This window comes from Sorangium sp. So ce448, assembly GCF_051520915.1.
GTDB classification, from domain to species: Bacteria; Myxococcota_A; Polyangia; order Polyangiales; family Polyangiaceae; genus Sorangium; species Sorangium cellulosum_B.
The window spans coordinates 6981206-6998042 of sequence record NZ_CP150343.1 but is presented as its reverse complement, the minus strand read 5'-3'; the positions used below and the strand labels follow the sequence as shown (position 1 = coordinate 6998042).

At 73.3% G+C, this 16837-nt stretch carries 14 protein-coding genes; 7 read left to right on the top strand and 7 right to left on the bottom strand.

All coding sequences use genetic code 11. The features are described from left to right. Window positions 1–13: 13 nt before the first annotated feature. Complete coding sequence (locus WMF45_RS26370) at window positions 14–280, bottom strand: hypothetical protein (protein ID WP_437707227.1); 267 nt, start codon at window positions 278–280, stop codon at window positions 14–16. 316 nt (window positions 281–596) lie between these two features. Between WMF45_RS26370 and WMF45_RS26365 the strand changes: the two genes are divergently transcribed. Next, window positions 597–4484 (top strand): serine/threonine-protein kinase, encoded by a 3888-nt coding sequence (locus WMF45_RS26365; RefSeq protein WP_437707226.1) that lies wholly within the window; start codon window positions 597–599, stop codon window positions 4482–4484. A gap of 65 nt (window positions 4485–4549) precedes the next feature. Next, window positions 4550–6283: a DUF6178 family protein gene (locus WMF45_RS26360; protein WP_437707225.1), complete on the top strand. Its 1734-nt coding sequence runs from the start codon at window positions 4550–4552 to the stop codon at window positions 6281–6283. Between the two features lie 54 nt (window positions 6284–6337). Here WMF45_RS26360 and WMF45_RS26355 read toward each other — a convergent pair whose 3' ends face one another. Continuing rightward, window positions 6338–7282, bottom strand: coding sequence for a hypothetical protein (locus tag WMF45_RS26355; protein ID WP_437707224.1), 945 nt, complete (start codon window positions 7280–7282; stop codon window positions 6338–6340). Window positions 7283–7850: 568 nt separating this feature from the next. Between WMF45_RS26355 and WMF45_RS26350 the strand changes: the two genes are divergently transcribed. Both WMF45_RS26350 and WMF45_RS26345 read left to right on the top strand, forming a co-directional pair. Continuing rightward, on the top strand, window positions 7851–9233 hold the full coding sequence (locus WMF45_RS26350; RefSeq protein WP_437707223.1) for an MFS transporter: 1383 nt from the start codon (window positions 7851–7853) through the stop codon (window positions 9231–9233). Window positions 9234–9334: 101 nt separating this feature from the next. Next, window positions 9335–9694 carry a hypothetical protein gene (locus WMF45_RS26345; protein WP_437707222.1) on the top strand — a complete coding sequence of 120 codons (360 nt, stop codon included), beginning with the start codon at window positions 9335–9337 and terminating at the stop codon, window positions 9692–9694. Window positions 9695–9731: 37 nt separating this feature from the next. Here the strand turns inward: WMF45_RS26345 and WMF45_RS26340 are convergent, their stop codons facing one another. Next, window positions 9732–10556, bottom strand: coding sequence for a hypothetical protein (locus tag WMF45_RS26340; RefSeq protein ID WP_437707221.1), 825 nt, complete (start codon window positions 10554–10556; stop codon window positions 9732–9734). A 227-nt stretch (window positions 10557–10783) separates the two neighbouring features. Between WMF45_RS26340 and WMF45_RS26335 the strand changes: the two genes are divergently transcribed. Continuing rightward, window positions 10784–11302: a DUF2243 domain-containing protein gene (locus WMF45_RS26335; RefSeq protein WP_437707220.1), complete on the top strand. Its 519-nt coding sequence runs from the start codon at window positions 10784–10786 to the stop codon at window positions 11300–11302. Here the strand turns inward: WMF45_RS26335 and WMF45_RS26330 are convergent. The 3 genes from WMF45_RS26330 to WMF45_RS26320 all read right to left on the bottom strand — a co-directional run bounded on the left by WMF45_RS26330 (window position 11276) and on the right by WMF45_RS26320 (window position 13735). Then, window positions 11276–12157 (bottom strand): hypothetical protein, encoded by an 882-nt coding sequence (locus WMF45_RS26330; protein ID WP_437707219.1) that lies wholly within the window; start codon window positions 12155–12157, stop codon window positions 11276–11278. The genes WMF45_RS26335 and WMF45_RS26330 overlap by 27 nt on opposite strands. A 53-nt stretch (window positions 12158–12210) precedes the next feature. Then, window positions 12211–12696 (bottom strand): Cys-tRNA(Pro) deacylase, encoded by a 486-nt coding sequence (gene ybaK / locus WMF45_RS26325; RefSeq protein ID WP_437540755.1) that lies wholly within the window; start codon window positions 12694–12696, stop codon window positions 12211–12213. A gap of 124 nt (window positions 12697–12820) precedes the next feature. Then, window positions 12821–13735, bottom strand: a complete 915-nt coding sequence (locus WMF45_RS26320; RefSeq protein WP_437707218.1) for an alpha/beta hydrolase — start codon at window positions 13733–13735, stop codon at window positions 12821–12823. Between the two features lie 423 nt (window positions 13736–14158). On the opposite strand from WMF45_RS26320, the gene WMF45_RS26315 reads away from it, so the two are divergent. Together WMF45_RS26315 and WMF45_RS26310 are read left to right on the top strand one after the other, a co-directional pair. Next, on the top strand, window positions 14159–15799 hold the full coding sequence (locus WMF45_RS26315; protein ID WP_437707217.1) for a di-heme-cytochrome C peroxidase: 1641 nt from the start codon (window positions 14159–14161) through the stop codon (window positions 15797–15799). Window positions 15800–15987: 188 nt separating this feature from the next. Beyond that, window positions 15988–16503 (top strand): hypothetical protein, encoded by a 516-nt coding sequence (locus tag WMF45_RS26310; protein ID WP_437707216.1) that lies wholly within the window; start codon window positions 15988–15990, stop codon window positions 16501–16503. 47 nt (window positions 16504–16550) lie between these two features. Here the strand turns inward: WMF45_RS26310 and WMF45_RS26305 are convergent, their stop codons facing one another. After that, window positions 16551–16784, bottom strand: a complete 234-nt coding sequence (locus WMF45_RS26305) for a hypothetical protein (protein ID WP_437707215.1) — start codon at window positions 16782–16784, stop codon at window positions 16551–16553. Window positions 16785–16837 lie beyond the last annotated feature (53 nt).

Sequence of the window (16837 nt, the reverse complement as noted above, 5' to 3'; positions counted from 1 at the left end):
GCGGCGGCGCGCCTCATGACGGCTGCGCCAGCTCGACGTCGGGGTGAGCCCTCCCCGATACGCCATTGGCCAGCATCAAACCGCACAGCGCGCCCGCCCACGCCCTCACCTTCCGGCTCACGGCGGTCCTCGCGCTGCTCAGATAGTTTCTCGCCTCACCGCTGTACAGGCCTGCCGCGAACACCGCTGCGAGGCTCGCCGCCGCGGCCACCGGCCGGAGGGCTCTCCGGGCGAGCTTGTTGAGCTTCCTCTTTTGCTTCTTCGAGAGCTTCGCCTTCATGATCCCATCAGCTCAGCAGGGGTCATGCCATGGCGATCGAGGCCGATGCGCGGTGACGAGCGCAATGCGCCCCCGCGACACGCGCCCCGCAGACAGGACGTTTTGCCTCGGTGGGGTGAAAATGCCCCTTCCCATGGGGCATGCCGCCTGCGCTACGACCAGTCATGTTGGGAAGCTCACAGTCCAGGCGGACTTGCGGCCGCCGGCGGATCGCCTCGTCCGGCCGCTGGGGGCGGAGTCGCTGGCGATCGGGGCCGAGTTCGTTTACTCCGTTGTAAGCAGGCTCATGCGAGGTCTCAGGTAAGGCGGGGACGAGATGCGCGTGGGAGACGTCATCGACCGTCGCTTCCTGATCGAGCGCCTCGCCAGCTCGGGCGGGATGGGGGACGTCTACCGCGCCTGCGATCTGGTCACGAACGAGCCGGTGGCGCTGAAGGTCTTGCAGCGGCGAGGGCTCCAGGAGGCGATCCGGTTCGCGCGCGAGGTCGAGGCGCTCGAGGCGCTCACCGCGCTGCGGCACCCGGGCATCGTGCGCTACATCGGACACGGCGCGACCGACGCGGGGCAGCCCTACCTCGCGATGGAGTGGCTCGCCGGCGAGACGCTGACCGAGCGGCTCACCCGCAGCTCGCTCACGATCGCCGAGAGCATCGCGCTCGCGTCGCGCATCGCGTCGACGCTCGGCGTCGTGCACCGCGCCGGCATCGTCCACCGCGACCTCAAGCCGAGCAACCTGCTCCTCGTGGGCGGCGCGATCGAGGGGGTCACGCTCATCGACTTCGGCGTGGTGCGCCTCGGCGCCATGGACAGGCACCTCACCATGCCCGGGACGATGCTCGGCACCCCGGGCTACATGGCGCCGGAGCAGGCCCGCAGCGAGCCGAACATCGACCCACGCGCCGACGTCTTCTCGCTCGGCTGCGTGCTCTTCAAGTGCCTCACCGGGCGCTCGGCGTTCCAGGGCGCCGACGGGCTCTCGGTGCTCATCAAGGTCATCCTCGAGGATCCGCCGCGGCTCCGGGAGCTGCGCGGGGATATCCCCGAGGCGCTCGACGACCTCGTCGCGCGCATGCTCGCGAAGCCGCAGAAGGACCGGCCCCGCGACGGCGACGCGGTCGCGGCGGAGCTGCTCGCGCTCGACGACGTGGGCGTCGGCGCCGCGAGCAGCCGCCCGTCGAACACCCTGCGCGGGGGCGAGATCACCACGAACGAGCGCAAGATGATGTGCCTCGTGCTCGCGCGCGACGCGAGCGGCGACGCCGAGGCGACGCGCTCGCAGGAGGAGGACCTGGAGCGCAGCAAGGCGCTCATCGCCGTCGCCGAGCGCTACCAGGGCGAGCTCGAGATCCTGGAGTCCCGCTCGCCGCTCATCGTGCTCACCGCCGGCGGCGCCCCGACCGACCTCGCGGCGCAGTCCGCCCGCTGCGCGCTCGCGCTGAACGCGCTGCTCGGCAGCGTGCCGGTCGCGCTCGTCACGGGCCGCGCGGAGATGTCCGCGCGGCTGCCGGTCGGCGAGCTCATCGACCGCGCGGTCCACCTGCTGCCGCTCGCGCACGCGCCCGCGCCCGCCGGCGCGCACGCGGTCTGCATGGACGAGGTGACCGCAGGGCTGCTCGGCGCCCGGTTCGACGTGACCCGCGACGCGGGCGGCCTCCGCCTGCACGGCGAGCGCGAGGAGCTCGCCTCCACGCCGCCGCTGCTCGGCAAGCCGACGCCGTGCGTCGGGCGCGACCGCGAGCTCGCCCTGCTGGAGGCGGCGTTCTCGCACTGCGTCGAGGAGTCGACGCCGAGCGCCGTGCTCGTGACGGCGCCCGCGGGCGCGGGGAAATCCCGCATGCGCTCCGAGCTGATCCGGCGGCTCCGCGACCGCGGCGAGGACCTGGAGGTGTGGATCGGGCGCGGCGACCCGATGAGCGCCGGCTCGGCCTTCGCGCTGCTCGCGCCGGCGCTGCGGCGCGCCATCGGCCTCTTCGAGGGTGAGCCCATCGAGGCGCGGCAGCGCAAGCTCCGCGCGCGCGTCGCGCGGTACGGCCACGCCGAGTCGGCGCGCACCGCGGCGTTCCTCGGGGAGCTCGTCGGCGTGCCGTTCCCCGACGGCGACAGCGTGCAGCTGATGGCGGCGCGGCGCAGCCCCGTGCTGATGAGCGACCAGATCCGCGTCGCCTGGGAGGAGCTCCTCAGGGCCGAGTGCTCGGCGAGGCCCGTGCTGCTCGTGCTCGAGGACCTGCACTGGGGCGATCTGCCGAGCGTGCTGCTCGTCGACTCGGCGCTCCGCAACCTCGGCGATCAGCGGCTGATGGTGCTCGCGCTCGGCCGGCCGGAGGTGCGGGAGATCTTCCCGAAGCTCTGGGCGGGGCGCGGCGTCCACGAGGTGCAGCTGTCGGGGCTGCCGCGGCGCGCGAGCGAGCGGCTGGTGCGCCAGGTGCTCGGCGAGGACGTCGCGCCGGAGCTCCTCGCGATGATCGTCGATCGCGCCGACGGCAACGCGTTCTACCTGGAGGAGCAGCTCCGCGCGGTGGCCGACGGCAAGGGCGCCGACCTGCCCGAGACGGTGGTGGCGATGGTGCAGGCGCGCATCGAGGCGCTCGACATCGAGGCGCGGCGGGCGCTGCGGGCGGCGAGCGTCTTCGGGCAGACGTTCTGGCAGGGCGGGGTGTCGGCGCTCGTGGGCGGGGCGCAGGTCGCGCCGACGCTGGTCGAGCTGGAGCAGCGCGAGGTGATCTCCCGGCGCGGCGAGGGCAGCCTCCCCGGCGAGGTGGAGTACGGCTTCCAGCACGCGATCGTGCGGGAGGCGGCCTACGGGATGCTGACGGACGGCGACCGGCGGCTCGGGCACCGGCTCGCCGGCGAGTGGCTGTCGCGCGCGGGCACTGGCGCTGTGGACGCGATGGCGCTCGGCGAGCACTTCGAGCGCGGCGGCGAGCTGTCGCGGGCCGCGGCCGCGTACTGCCGCGCGGCGGAGCAGGCGCTGCGGGCGCAGGACCTCGCCGCGGCGATCGAGCGCGCCGAGCGCGGCGTCGCGTGCGGCCCGAACGCGCAGGCGCTCGGCGCGCTGCGCCTCGTGGAGGCCGAGGCGCACGTCTGGCGCGGGGAGCTCGCGCTCGCGGAGCAGCGCGGGACCGAGGCGGTGGACCGGCTGCCCGCCGGCTCCGCGGCGTGGTTCTCGGCGATCAAGCACGTCGCCATGGCCGCGGGCAAGCTGGGCGGCTTCGAGCGGGTGGAGCGCTGGATGAGCGCGGCGCAGGCCACCGAGGCGGAGGCGGAGGGCGCGCTCGTGGCGAAGCACATGTGCCTCGGCGAGGCGGCGCTGCTGCTCGTGTTCGGGGGGCGCTACGCGTTCGCGGACGCGCTGATCGAGGCGGTCGAGGGCGACGGGACGGATCTCGCGGAGCGGGAGGTCGAGGTGGCGGCGCGGCTGCACGCGGCGCGGTCGGCCCGGGCGCTCGTGAGCGGCGATCCCAGCGCGTGCCTCGCGGGGCTGTCCGCGGCGCTCGCGGCGTTCGAGCGCGCGGGCGACCGCGGCAACGCGTGCGCGTTCCGCATGAACGTCGGGTACATGCACGCGGAGCTCGGGGATTTCGCGGGCGCGGAGGAGGTGCTGCGCAGCGCGCTCTCGGGCGCGGAGCGGATGGGGTTGCACGATCTCGCGGTGGCGACGCTCAGCAACCTGGGGCACGTCCTCGGCTACCGGGGGCGGATCGAGGAGGCGGAGCGGACCGAGCGCGAGGCGATCGCGCTGTCGCAGCGGCTCGGGGATCCGCGCACGGAGGGGAGCGCGCGGACGTACCTCGCGCGGATCGCGCTCCTCGCGCGGGATTTCGAGGGGGCGGAGCAGGAGGCGAGGGCGGCGGCGGAGCTCCTGCAGAGCGCGCCGCCGCTGCGCGCGGCGGCGGTGGCGGCGAGGGCGAGGGCGCTGCTCGGGCTGGGGAGGTTCGACGAGGCGCTGTCCGCGGCGGGGGAGGCGTTCTCGATGCTGAAGGCGCTCGGGGCGATCGAGGAGGGGGAGTCCGCGGTGAGGAACGTCTACGCGGAGGCGCTGGCGGCGAACGGGATGGAGGCGGACTGCGCGGCGGCGATCGCGGCGGCGAGGGAGAGGTTGATGGAGAGGGCGGGGAAGATCAGCGATCCGGTGTGGCGGGAGCGGTTCCTCACGATACCGGAGAACCAGCGGACGCTGGAGATGGCCCAGCGGTGGGCGGGATAGGAGCGACGGAGAGGGACGGGGAGGGTTTCTCTCCTGGGAGCACCGCGAGAAAGGGGACACTCGATATGACGACGACGTTCGCCAAGTCGGCCCGCCCGCGCCACCTCGTGGCGAGGCTCCTCGAGCGGCCGGACCTCGTGGGCCTCGTGCAGGGGCTGGAGGCCCCGGTCCTCACCCGGCTGATCCGCCACATCGGCCTGGAGGACGCGGGAGAGATCGTCGCGCTTGCGACGACCGAGCAGCTCAAGGGGATCTTCGACGAGGATCTGTGGCGCAGCGAGCGCCCGGGCAAGGACGAGACGTTCGACGCGGATCGATTCGCCCTCTGGCTCGAGGTCATGCTCGAGGCCGGCGAGGCGTTCGCGGCGCAGAAGATCGCCGAGCTCGACGAGGACTTCGTCACGATGGCCCTGTGCAAGCACGTCCTGGTGATCGACATCGACGGGCTCACCGTGCAGATGTCGAGCTCGGAGCGCTCGGACGACGACGATCTCGTGGAAAAGGCGCTCGAGGGCTGCCTGTATCAGGAGTTCGAGGAGTTCCGCGTCATCGCGAAGGACCAGCGGAGCTGGGACGCGATCCTCCTGGTGCTGGTCGAGCTCGACAGGGAGCGCCACGCGCTCCTGCGCGCGCTGCTCGAGCGCTGCTGCGCCATCTCCACCGAGTACATCGACGACTCCGGCGGCCTCTACGACGTCCTCACCTCCGAGGAGATGCTGGAGTCCGACGTGGCCGCGGAGCGGGAAGAGCGGCGCGAGCAAGAGGGGTTCGTCGCGCCGTCCGCGGCCCTGAGCTTCCTCGATCTGTCGAGGATCACGCCGCTGGAAGAGATCCTGAAGTCCAGGACGTACGATGCCGTCACGCGCGCGCATTTCCGATCGGCGGCGGGGACGCGATCCCCCGCCGCGCCGTCCCGGCGGCCGAAGCCCGGCGAGGACAGGGACGCGCCGACCGCGGGGAGCGTCCAGAGCTTCCTGGAGGTGCTGCGCGAGGCGGACATCCTGCCGCCCGCGACCGAGCCGCGGCTCCTCGCGGCCGGCGCGCAGCGCGGGGGAGATCTGCTGTTCACGTCGGCGATCCGCGAGGTGATGGCGCGCGACGCGGCGCTCTACGGGAAGCGGCTGATGGAGCTGAGCTACCTCGTGAACGTGCTCCTCTCCGGGTGCAGCCACGACGGCCGCGCGCTCCGGCCGTTCGAGGCCGTCGAGGCCGCGCTCTGCACCTGCAACCTCGGGCTGGAGCGCCTCCTCGGAGGGCGCGCGGAGCGCAAGAGGCCGGGGCCGGACGAGCTGGTCTCGTGGGTGACCGAGCACGACGCGGTGAAGGTGTTCATGGCCGGGTGGAACATTCTGCACCACGAGGTGGTGCTCTTCGCCGCCGGCGCGCTCCGGGAGGCGCTGGCAGCGCTTGTCGTGAGCCCGTCCGACGCGCAGGCGGCCCGCGAGATCGAGCGCCTGGCCGCGGGGCTCGGGTCGGACGCCGCCGCGGGCAAGCCGTGGCGCTCGCGGGGCAAGCTCGATCGGATCGCGCGCGCGCTGGGGGCCGAGGCGACGTCGGCCTATCGCGCGCTGCTGGACGAGCTCCCGGAGCTGCCCCCCGGCCTGGGCGAAGGGGCGCGGGCGAAGGCGGCGCGGGGCTCGCGCTTCATCTCGAGCGCCGCGCAGGTTCAGGCCATCCAGGCGATGCTGGCGCCGCCGGAGGTGCGCCGGGCGAAGGGCGCAGCGTCGCGGGCCGCGCCCGCTGCGCCCGACAAGCCCCAGCGCAAGCGCCCTCCGCCTGGAGCCGGCCGTCGGAAGTAGCGGATCGGCCCGCCGCGCCGGGGTCGCCTCGCGGGAGGGGCGAGCGGCGGGCGATCAGCCCTCGCGCGGCGGGGCCTCCGGCAGGCCGGCGTTCTTGCGGAGGGTGGCGATCAGGCGGTCGATCGCCTCACGGTAGGTCTTCTGGGCTGCGGCGACGCGCTCCTCCATCGTCTCGTCGATCTGCTTCGCCTGGGTCGCGGACGAGTCGAGCATCGCCTTGCTGCGCCCGAGCTCCTCGATGCGCGCCTCCGACGCCTTCTTCTCCTCGTCGGTGCGCTTGCCCGAGGACTGGAATGCTCGCTCCGCCTCGACCGCCTCGTCGATCGACTTCTTGATCGTCTCGATCTCCTCGAGCATCCGGCGGAGCCGGAGCTTGTGCTCGACCATGTCGATGTGGACGACGTAGCTCACGAAGCTCACGGCGTCGGCCTGCTTCTCGAGCGTCGCGGTGTTCTCCTTGCCGAGCGAGTCGCGGTAACGCTCGAGGCGACGGTGCGCCTCGCTGCGCTCGCGGACGTACTTCTCGAGCTGGCGCTCGACGCCCTCCTGGAGCGCGTGCGCCGTGGGTCCGGTGACGTCGACGTCACACCCCTTCTGTTTGACGACGTACTGCGCGGCTCCGCCCACCTTGCGGGTGAGGTCGTCCTTGTTGTCGTTGAAGAACGCCACCGCGCCGTCCACGGCGCGCACGCGCTCCACGTAGTCGTAGCTCCTGCCGGCCGCGTCCGCCTGCTCGATGACGTCGAGGACCTGCTTCCAGTCCGGCTTCTTGAGCTGGTCGGGATAGCCCGCGAACTGCCCTGTCGCGCGCTTCGCGAGGTCATCGCGCTCGCCGAACGACGTGGCCGTCGCCTGAAGCTCGGCCGGGTAGCGCTCCGCGTAGCCGCTCTGCGAGGCCGAGGACGCGATCTCGGGCTCCGGCTTGGGGGCGCTGCAGCCGAGCGCGAAGAGGTGGCCGGCCAGGAAGAGCGCGCCGGCGATAAGGTACGGTCGGTTCATGGACGCTGGCCTATAGCCCATCTCCGCCGTGGCCGCGCGCTCCGCGCCGACGCCACCTCGGTCAAGGGTGACGTGACCCACATCCGCGCAGCCGGGCGCGACCAGGGCGACGCACGCGCGACACCACGGCACAAGGAGCCATGTTGCGCGTCGTGTGCGCGTCGTGTGCGCGTCGTGTTGAGGCGTGTAGACCGCCGGAATCGCTCCCCTTTCGTACCCGCCCTTGGCATCGTCACGGGCCCGCTCTGCGCGTTCAATTTGCGCTCCAGACGGTCGAAGACGGTTGTTCCTTAACTCTGCATTTCACAAGCGCCGGCGCCTGTCACGGAGGCGCCGGCCACCTTCGCGAGGGATGTGAGGCATGGGAGCTCTGGTCGCAGTCAACGGGGGCCTCCTCTCGGCGGCGTGGCCCGCCAACTACGCGGGCGGGGGCTGATCCGCGCGCCGCGGCGGCGCCCGGGGGAGCGCGCCGCGGCGGAGCCCGGCCGGAGGCCACGCGCCTCACCCCGCCGCGCCCGGATCCTCCGAATCCCGGGTTCCCGAGCCTCCTGCGCCCCATACTTCGGCCATGGGTCAGCCTGAAGCGGAGCCGCCCCCCGCGGCGGGTCGTGGCGAGCGCCCGGCGGCCTCCGCCCCGTCGCTGTTGCGCGCGCTCCGCCACCGGAACTACCAGCTCTTCTTCGCCGGCCAGCTCGTCTCGCTTGTCGGCACCTGGATGCAGTCGGTCGCCCAGTCGTGGCTCGTCTACCGGCTGACGGGCTCGTCGCTGCTGCTCGGCGCCGTCGGGTTCGCGACGCAGATCCCCGTCTTCCTGCTCGCCCCGATCGGCGGCACGGTGGCCGACCGGCGGAGCCGCCACCGCATCCTGCTCGCCACGCAGTCCGCCGCGATGGCGCTCGCCTTCGGGCTCGGCGCGCTCACCCTGAGCGGGCACGTCCAGGTCCCGCACATCCTCGGCTTCAGCGTGCTCCTCGGCGTCGTGAACGCGTTCGACATCCCGACGCGGCAGGCGTTCGTCGTCGAGATGGTCGGCAGGGAGGACCTCGCCAACGCCATCGCGCTCAACTCCTCGATGTTCAACGGCGCGCGGATCCTCGGCCCGGCGGTGGCGGGCATCCTCGTCGGCGCGATCGGCGAGGGGTGGTGCTTCATCGCGAACGGGGTGAGCTTCCTTGCCGTGCTCGGGAGCCTCCTGGCGATGCGCGTCGCGCCCCGTCCGGCCGCCGCCGGGCGCGGCTCCGCGTTCGCCCATACGGTCGAGGGCTTCCGGTTCGTCGCGCGCACCAGGGCCATCCGCGCGCTCCTCCTCCTGCTCGGGGTCGTGAGCGTCACCGCGATGCCGTACGCGGTGCTGATGCCGATCTTCGCCGATCGGATCCTGCGCGGGGGGGCGCAGGGGCTCGGCATCCTGATGGGCGCGTCGGGCGTCGGGGCGCTGCTCGGCGCGCTCGTCCTCGCCAGCCGGAGGCGGCTCAGTGGCCTCGGCCGCTGGGTCGCCGCGGCCTGCGCGGGGTTCGGCGTGGCGCTCGGGCTGTTCGCGCTGTCGCGGTCGTTCTGGCTCTCGGCGCTCCTGCTCGTGCCCGTCGGCTTCTCGATGATGGTGCAGATGGCGGGGTCGAACACGCTCGTGCAGGCGATGGTGCCGGACGCGCTCCGCGGGCGCGTCATGGCGGTCTACGCGATGATGTTCATGGGGATGGCCCCGCTCGGCGCGCTGCTCGCCGGCTGGCTCGCGGGCAAGATCGGCGCGCCCGCGACCGTCGCCTCGGGCGGCGCGTGCTGCGTCGTCGCGGCGGCGGTGTTCGCCGCGAGGCTCCCCGGGCTGCGGCGGCAGGCGCGGGAGCTGATCATCGCCCAGCAGATGGCCGCCGGGACGCCCTCGGAGCAGCTTACCCAGCCGGTCGCGGTGGGGGCCGCCTCGGAGGAGCAGGGCGCGGCGCGGCCGGCGTGAGCGGGCGGGGCCGGCGCGGTCCGGCACCTCGCATGCACGCCGCGGGTCGAGGCGGGCGTGTGTGCGGTCGACGCACTGCGCGCCGGGCGAGGGAGGGGATCATGGGGCAAAAGGCCAAGCAGCGGTCCGAGGCGCAGGCGCAGGAGAACGCGCGGTTCGACGAGGTCGATCAATCGAAGGGGATCTTCCGGCTCGACGGGCCGCACCCCAAGGACGCCGAGCTCCGCACGCCGGGCTCGCTCGGCGGCGGGCCGTACGAGGAGTCGGGCCGCGGCGGCCCCGCGGGCTCGCTCGAGCTGCGGGAGACCGGCGCGGAGGCCGCGGCCGCGGGCGCGGCAGCCCCGCCCGAGGAGGAGCCACCGCCGGAGAGCGGCGCGACCGAACAGGCGCAGCCGAGAGGCGCGTTGCCCCAGCACGAGGAGCCGGGCGAGAAGGAGCGCAAGGCCGCCGGGCAGAGGTAGCGGGGCGCAGCGGCGCTTGCGCCTGCGCCTCGCGCGCTCAGCGCGGGGCGACGGCGCTCGCGACGCCGAGGGCGACGTATTTGCCGACGGTGCCGGCCACGCCCATCGTGTCGCGGAAGCCCTTCATGAGCCGGTTGGGCAAGACCAGGTCGTCGAGCAGGAAGCCGCCGAGCGCCGACAGGGCGCCCGTGAGCGCGCCGCCGCGCCGCCCCGCCGCGTCGAGCGCCTTCTCGTAGCCGATGCCCCACACGAGCAGGCCCCCGGCGAGCGCCGCCATCCCTGCGGGCGTGGCGACCGGGTCGAATCGGCGCTTCGCGCGGCGACCCCCGAGGCCGACCGCCGCCGCCATGGCGTTCATGGCGGCCCAGGGCGATCCGCGCTTGAGGGTGGACGCTGCCATCATCGTGCACATCGTCGCTGCCGTCAGCACGGCGCCGGTCCGCAGCCCGCGCGTGACGATCTCGCTCATCCGGAGCGCCTGCTGAGGGCGCTGCGCCGCTGCGCGAGGCGTCTCCCAGGGAGACCCGGGTGTCGCCGCGGGCGGCAGGGCGGTCGCCTCGGGCGGCAGCGCCGTCGACTCGGGGGCCTCGGGCGGCAGGGCGGTCGCCTCGGGCGGCGGCGCCGTCGCCTCGGGGGTCATGGACGCGGTTTCGGGCGGCAGGGACGTCGCCTGGACAGGTGACGTCACCCGCTCGGAAGGCGGGACCAGCGCCTCGGGCTGATCCGACTCCGCGCCTTCCCGGCGGCCGACATGGAGGTAGTCCTCGCGACCGTCATGGTACGTGTAGGGGACCGGCCTGGGACCCTGGTGCTCCGGCTCCGCCGTTCCTGCGGCGCGTTCCGGGTTCATTCGATTGTCCATCTGGCACCTTTCAGCGACTTCTGCGGCTACGTGGGATCCTTGCATGTGCCAACTCCATGCCAGGTCCGACCTGGCCAGCTCACGGCGTCGGGGTGCTGCCAGATCGTGGCCGGCCGGCGAGGCGCCGCGGCGGCGAACCGGCCGCTCCGCCAGCCCGCTGGATCCGTCCTCCGCCGCCCGACGTCTGTGGTTTGCCGCTCGCATGCGGGCGCGCTCAGGAGGATTTCATGAGCACAGCCCGCCCGCTCGATTTCACCACCGCCACGAGGGCATCACGCGCCGTGAAGACGGCGGGCGTGATCTTCGGTATGGGCGCAGGTGGCCTGATCGACGGCATCTTGTTTCATCAGCTCCTGCAGTGGCATCACCTGATCTGCTTCAGCTGCCATCCAGGCGCGACCATCGACGATGTGAGGCGGAACATCTTCGCCGACGGTCTGTTCGGCGTTGTCGCATTGGGCCTCACTGTGGCAGGTGTGTTCAAGCTCTGGGGCGCCCTGCGCGTGGGCGGAGCCGAGCTCCCGGGACGGATGCTCCCGGGCGCCGCCGCCATGGGCTGGGGGCTGTTCAACCTGGTCGAGGGGGTGATCGACCATCACCTCCTGCAGATCCACCATGTCCGTCCAGGTCCGGGGCAGCTCGGCTGGGACCTGGCCTTCCTCGCGTCCGGTGTCCTGCTGGTGCTGGTCGGCCGGCGCCTGATGCGCGAGGCGCCCGCGTCAGCCGCCGCGCCGGCTCGGACCTGACTCGCCCCCGCACCAGGCCAGCTGGACCAGGCGGTGCAGCAGCGACAGCGAGGGCGCCTGAGGGCCCGCCTCGAGCGACGGAAACGCGCTCGTCAGCTGGGCCGCGGCGAACGGCGTCCTCCTGGCGATGAGCAGCTCGCAGCGGCCGTTGAAGACCGCGGGGTCCCGGGGCGAGGCCGGGGGGGACAGCGAGAGCCCCGCCGGGAGCTCCGCGACGGCCCGCTTCAGGTCGTCGAGCTCCTCGTGCGCCAGGCGCCGCTCGTGCGGGGCTTCTGCGCCGTCGCCGCCCGCGCGCAGCAGCGCGTGCCCGCTGGCCTGCGAGCGGAACGGGCCGTCCGAGGAGGGGGACAGCGAGAGCTCGACCTTGACCCAGCGGCGCCCTCCGCCGGCCGGCGCGACGCCCTCGAGGACGAGCAGCCAGTCGGGGGCCGCGGGCCGGCGCACCAGCGCGCGCCTCGCCCAGCGACGCTGCGCAGCTGGCCCGACCCACGGCGAGAGCCCCGCGTGCCATGCGCGGAACGCGAGCTCATCGCGGTACGCCGCGCCCGGGAGCCACCCCCTGGCCACGCCGATCGACTCCCAGACAGCGAGCCCGGCCGCGAGCGCCGGACCCACGCTGATGCACTGGACCAGCCCCGGAATGCAGGCGCCGGCCGCCGCGAGCACGGCGCCTCCGGCCGCCGCCGAGGCGGCCAGCTGGACCGCGCCGAGCCCGAGCTCCCACGGCTTGCAGCCCCGGCACCGCTGCCGCAGCTCGGCGGTGCTCAGCTCGCTCGGATCGCGCAGGTCGCAGGCCGCTCTGGTCATATCCTCGTCGCCGCCCGGCGCCGGACCGGAGGCGAGCTCTGCCAGCATACCGCGGATCCGGCGGCGCGCGGGTTCAATCCGCGTCGCCGCCCGGCGACGCCTCAATCCGCGTCGCCCCCGGGCGACGCGATGGCGCCGACCTTCGCCCTCGTCGCGCGCAGATAATCGCCGGGAGCGACGAGGATCTGGGTGCCGCGCACGCCGGCCGAGATGGAGACGACCTCGAAGAGCTCGATCGTCTCGTCCGCGTAGACGGGATAGGCCTTCTTCGCGCCCAGCGCCGTGACCCCGCCGCGCACGTAACCGGTGAGCGGCTGGACCTCCTTCAGCGATACCGTGTCGACCTTCCGGTCGCCGGTGAGCCTGGCCATCGCCTTCAGATCGAGCTGGGCGTTGCCCGGCACCACCGCGAAGCAGACGCCGTGGCGATCGCCGCGCGCCACCAGCGTCTTCCACACCTGCTCCGGGGGCAGGCCGATCTTCCTGGCCACGGTGCCCGCGGTCAGGTCGCTCGGGTCGACCTCGTAGGTGCGCAGCTCGTACGGGATGCCGAGGCTGTCGAGGATGCGCGCGGCGTTGGTCTTCATGGGGGGTGGGCCGGGCCATGCTATACGCGCCGGCTGCGCCGATGACGACCGAGAAGAAGCTCCCCGAGGCCGGCCGAACCGCTTCGTCCGCCTCGCGGGCCTTGCGAGGGCGCGCGGCGCCGCCTCAGCGCGGGCGCCGGTCGTGGAAGAGGAGCATCTCGATGGTGCCGGCCTCGCGGAGCCAGGGCTGGTCGTGCGGGCCCGGCAGGACGCGGAGGGTGTGGGGGATGGACCGCTTCGCGAGCTGCGAGGCGAGGGCGGCGTTCGCGTCGCGGAACGGGTCTCCCTCGCTGGTGAGCAGGTGGAGGTCGCGCGGGCCCGCCGCGGCGACGGCCCTGGCGAGCCGGTCGGCGTAGGCAGGGGCGCGGTGGGCGCTGATGGCGGACTGCACGCCGCCGAGGGCGCCGAAGAGCTCGGGCCGGCGGAGGAACACCTCGATCCCGATGAAGCCGCCGAGGGAGCAGCCGTCGAGCGAGGTGCGGGCCGCGTCGTCGAACGCGGGCGCCTCGGCGCGGGCGCGGGGGACGACCACCTCGGCGAGCCAGCGCGCGTAGCCGTCGAGCGCCGCGGCGGGGTTCGGCGCCTTGCGGACGTTGGGCGTGAAGGGGCACGCGATCGCGAGGCCGCAGAACGGCCGCGCCGCGAGCGCGGCGTTCACCTCGGCGAGCCGTGCGTCGCTCCAGTCCTTCCGGCGCGAGGTGCGGCCGAGCGGCGGGCGGCGCAGCCGCTCGTAGGCCGAGCCGAGGCCGTACCGCTCCAGCCACGCGAAGGCGCCGAGGCGCTCGTCGCCGGTCTCGCCGAGGCCGTGGAGGAGCACGAGCAGCGGCACGCGCTCGCCCGGGGCGAGGTGCTTCGGGACGAGCAGCGTGAACCGCCGGCCGAGGGCGCGATCGCCGGGGACCTGGAGGTCGCGGATGTCGAAGGCGGGCGGGGAAGCGGGGGGCGGCGGCGAGGGCGGCGCGGCGGGGTCGGCCAGGGCGGCGCGCGGGGCGAGGGCGGCGGCGCACAGGGCCAGGAAGGGGCGCCGGTGGAGGAGCATGCGCGGAGTGTCGCAGCTCCGCGGCCGTCAGCCAGCCCGCGCCTCCGATCCGCGTCGCGCGGCGTCTACGAGCGGCGTCCGGGAGCTGCGCTGCGCGGGCGGTGGCCTTTCGGGATCTGACGCCAGGTCATCGAGCCCCAGAGTTCCTGGGAAGACGCTCTTCCAACGCACGTCCAAAACACCGAAGCACCGGAGTCGCCCCCTTCGCTGCCGGCGGCTTGACTCGGCTTTGTGCGGTCGTAGGCTCCCTGCGACGGTGTCGCGCCGCCGCGCGCTGTTCTGGATGGACCGCGGCGGCGCGCGGATGGAACCGTATCGTGCTCGACAGAGCCGATCAGGGAAAACGAGCTATCGACATATTCTGACATGCGGTGTTGGCGGCCGCGGGCGTCGCCAGTGGGGCTTGTCGAAGGGGGGGCGGTCATGTGGATCCAGATGGGGGCGATCGCGCTCGCGGCGGTCGCGGCGGCCGGCTGCGCGCACGCGAAGGGCGGCCGAGGCGCGAGCGATGTCGTGTACCTCGACCAGGGATGGGGCGCCGAGGAGCGCCGGATCTTCTACCGTACCTCCCAGGGCGCCAGGCTGGTCCCGGTCGGGTGGTTCCTTGCGCTCGAGCGGGAAGACAGCGCCGAGCGGTTCGCCGCGAGCGACTATGTGGCGCGCTATCGCTTCATCGAAGATCGGGACTCGAAGAACAACCCGGAGCGCCTCCCGGTGGGGTTCGCCAGGGACGTCGATCCCGCGACGGGCGAGGTGTACGTCGGGTTCACGTGCGGGACTTGCCACACCCGCCAGATCTCCTATCGTGGCACGAGGATCCGGATCGACGGCGGCCCTGCGGCGATCGACGTTGTCGCCTTCACCGACGCGATCTTCGGCGCGCTCGACCGCACGCTGAAGACGCCGGAAAAGCTGGATCGCTTCGCCAGGGCGGTCCTCAAGGACCGTTACGGCGAGGACTCCACGCGCGCCTTGCGAGCGCAGATGGAGAAGATGCTGGAGGTGGTCCGGCTGCAGGCGTTCACCGGGGGCGCGGCGGGGCCCCACGCCGCCGTTGCCGGGTTTGGCAGGCTGGACGCGCTCGGGCGCGCCGGCAACCTGCTGTTCGGTCAGCTCAATCCGGAGAACCTGCGCGCGGCCGACGCGCCGGTCGACTATCCTCACCTCTGGGATGCGCCGAGCTACGACTGGGTCCAATGGAACGGATCCATCCTGCAGCCGATGGGGCGCAACATCGGGGAGGCCCTTGGGGTGGGCACCCACACGCGGATCGACCCCGCGCCACAAGGGGCGAGGGTGCAACTCCAGTCGAGCATCCGGGTGGACAACCTGCACCTGATAGAGCAGCAGGTCGAGAAGCTCCGCGCTCCGCGCTGGCCAGAGCACCTGCTCGGCAGCATCGATCGGGAGCGGGCGGCGCGCGGCGAGCGTCTCTACAGCGTGCACTGCGCGAGCTGCCACGTCCCAGGGCTGACTCCCCCGGACGAGCGCGGCAAGCGCCTTCGGATAGCGACGATGTCCCCGCTCGAGCTGATCGGCACCGACCCGACCCACGCTGTGAATTTCAACGAGCGCACGGCGGATCTGGGGGCGCTCGGGCTCGGGAAGATGGGGATGGCGCAGGCGCTGGAGCTCGGCACGTCGGCGATCCGCGACGTGAAGTACGAGGAGTACGGCCTGTCGGCGGAGCAACGGCTCGCGTGGGACGGGTATCGCCCGAACCGGTGGCGCGCGCCGCGCGCGTACAAGGCGCGGGAGCTCAACGGGATCTGGGCGACGGCGCCGTACCTCCACAATGGCTCCGTCCCGAACCTGTACGAGCTGCTCCTTCCGGCGGAGCGGCGCTCGAAGAGGTTCTATCTCGGCAGTGGGGAGTTCGACCCGAAGTACGTCGGGCTCCGGGTGAAGCCCTTCCAGGGAGGGTTCGAGCTCGTGACGGACACCCCCGGCAACTCGAACGCCGGGCACGAGTACCGCGACGGGCCGCGCGGAAACGGCGTCATCGGACCCGCGCTGACCGAGCAGGAGCGCTGGGATCTGGTCGAGTACCTGAAGACGCTGTGACGGGCGCGCGCCTGGCGAGGCGCGCCGAGCCATGGCGGCGCGGGGGAGCGCCGCCTGCTGGCCTGCCGGAGGGGGCTCGATGATCGCCGTGGAGGAGGTCCAGGGCTGCCAGGTGCTGACAGGAAATGCCCGAGGCGTGCGCGGCGGGGTGGACGCGCCGGGCGCGCAGCGGGTACACCGACGCGCCCATGGACACGACGCACGACGGGACGGACGACGAGGTCGGGCAGACGCGCCCGATCCGCCCTGAAGATCAGGACCCCAAGCTGTGGAAGGGGAACGGGTGGACGGCGCGGGTGATCAAGAACGAGGACGACGACGGATGGGCCGTCGAGATGACGTGCGACGGCCAGAGCGAGCCCTCGCTGGTGGGGCCGTGGACGATGGGGCGTGACAAGAAGAACCCGAAGCCGCTCGACGCGAGCGCCTTCGCCACCCTGGTGAAGACGGCGAACGAGATCCTTGCGCGGCACGACCAGCAACGCCGGGCGCAGCTGCACCGGAGCGTGACGACGGTGGTCGGGGGCGGCGCCCGGATGCGGGTGGACCTCGACATCGTGCCCGACGAGGACGATCCCCACGCCATCCTCACGGGGCGAGACGCGGCAGGGGAGACCGTCAGGCGGTCGAGGGTGCCCCCGAACTTCAAGCTCACCGCCGAGAGCGCGCGGGCCTGGCTCGAAGAGGGCGTTCCCGAGCCGTGACAGGCGCGCGGCCGGCGAGGGGCCTCGCCGCCGCCATGCCGCGGCGCTCAGCCCGGGTGGATCGGTGTCCAGGCCGGCGGGTCGCTCGCCGGGAACGACTCGTCCGACGCCTCGTCCACCGGCTCCCACGCCTCGCGCTGCGAGGGCGCCCCGCCGCGATCGAGCGGTGTCTGCGGGCTCCGCTCCTTGCGTGTCTTCGCCCTCGTCGCCTCGGGGCCGGCCGCGGCGCCTTCAGGCGATTCCGGCTGTCGCTCCGCTGCCTTCTTCTCGTTCATTCCCATGTCACCCTCCGGCGCTCCCGTGCCCGACACGACAGGTGGAGCCGGCGAGGCGC

Coding starts and splice junctions, on each gene's coding strand:
- ybaK (WP_437540755.1), bottom strand. CDS start 12,696: ATGAAGACCAACGCCGCGCGCATCCTCGACAGCCTCGGCATCCCGTAC.
- WMF45_RS26310 (WP_437707216.1), top strand. CDS start 15,988: ATGGACACGACGCACGACGGGACGGACGACGAGGTCGGGCAGACGCGC.
- WMF45_RS26335 (WP_437707220.1), top strand. CDS start 10,784: ATGAGCACAGCCCGCCCGCTCGATTTCACCACCGCCACGAGGGCATCA.
- WMF45_RS26340 (WP_437707221.1), bottom strand. CDS start 10,556: ATGGACAATCGAATGAACCCGGAACGCGCCGCAGGAACGGCGGAGCCG.
- WMF45_RS26315 (WP_437707217.1), top strand. CDS start 14,159: ATGTGGATCCAGATGGGGGCGATCGCGCTCGCGGCGGTCGCGGCGGCC.
- WMF45_RS26305 (WP_437707215.1), bottom strand. CDS start 16,784: ATGGGAATGAACGAGAAGAAGGCAGCGGAGCGACAGCCGGAATCGCCT.
- WMF45_RS26345 (WP_437707222.1), top strand. CDS start 9,335: ATGGGGCAAAAGGCCAAGCAGCGGTCCGAGGCGCAGGCGCAGGAGAAC.
- WMF45_RS26365 (WP_437707226.1), top strand. CDS start 597: ATGCGCGTGGGAGACGTCATCGACCGTCGCTTCCTGATCGAGCGCCTC.
- WMF45_RS26360 (WP_437707225.1), top strand. CDS start 4,550: ATGACGACGACGTTCGCCAAGTCGGCCCGCCCGCGCCACCTCGTGGCG.
- WMF45_RS26330 (WP_437707219.1), bottom strand. CDS start 12,157: ATGCTGGCAGAGCTCGCCTCCGGTCCGGCGCCGGGCGGCGACGAGGAT.
- WMF45_RS26355 (WP_437707224.1), bottom strand. CDS start 7,282: ATGAACCGACCGTACCTTATCGCCGGCGCGCTCTTCCTGGCCGGCCAC.
- WMF45_RS26350 (WP_437707223.1), top strand. CDS start 7,851: ATGGGTCAGCCTGAAGCGGAGCCGCCCCCCGCGGCGGGTCGTGGCGAG.
- WMF45_RS26370 (WP_437707227.1), bottom strand. CDS start 280: ATGAAGGCGAAGCTCTCGAAGAAGCAAAAGAGGAAGCTCAACAAGCTC.
- WMF45_RS26320 (WP_437707218.1), bottom strand. CDS start 13,735: ATGCTCCTCCACCGGCGCCCCTTCCTGGCCCTGTGCGCCGCCGCCCTC.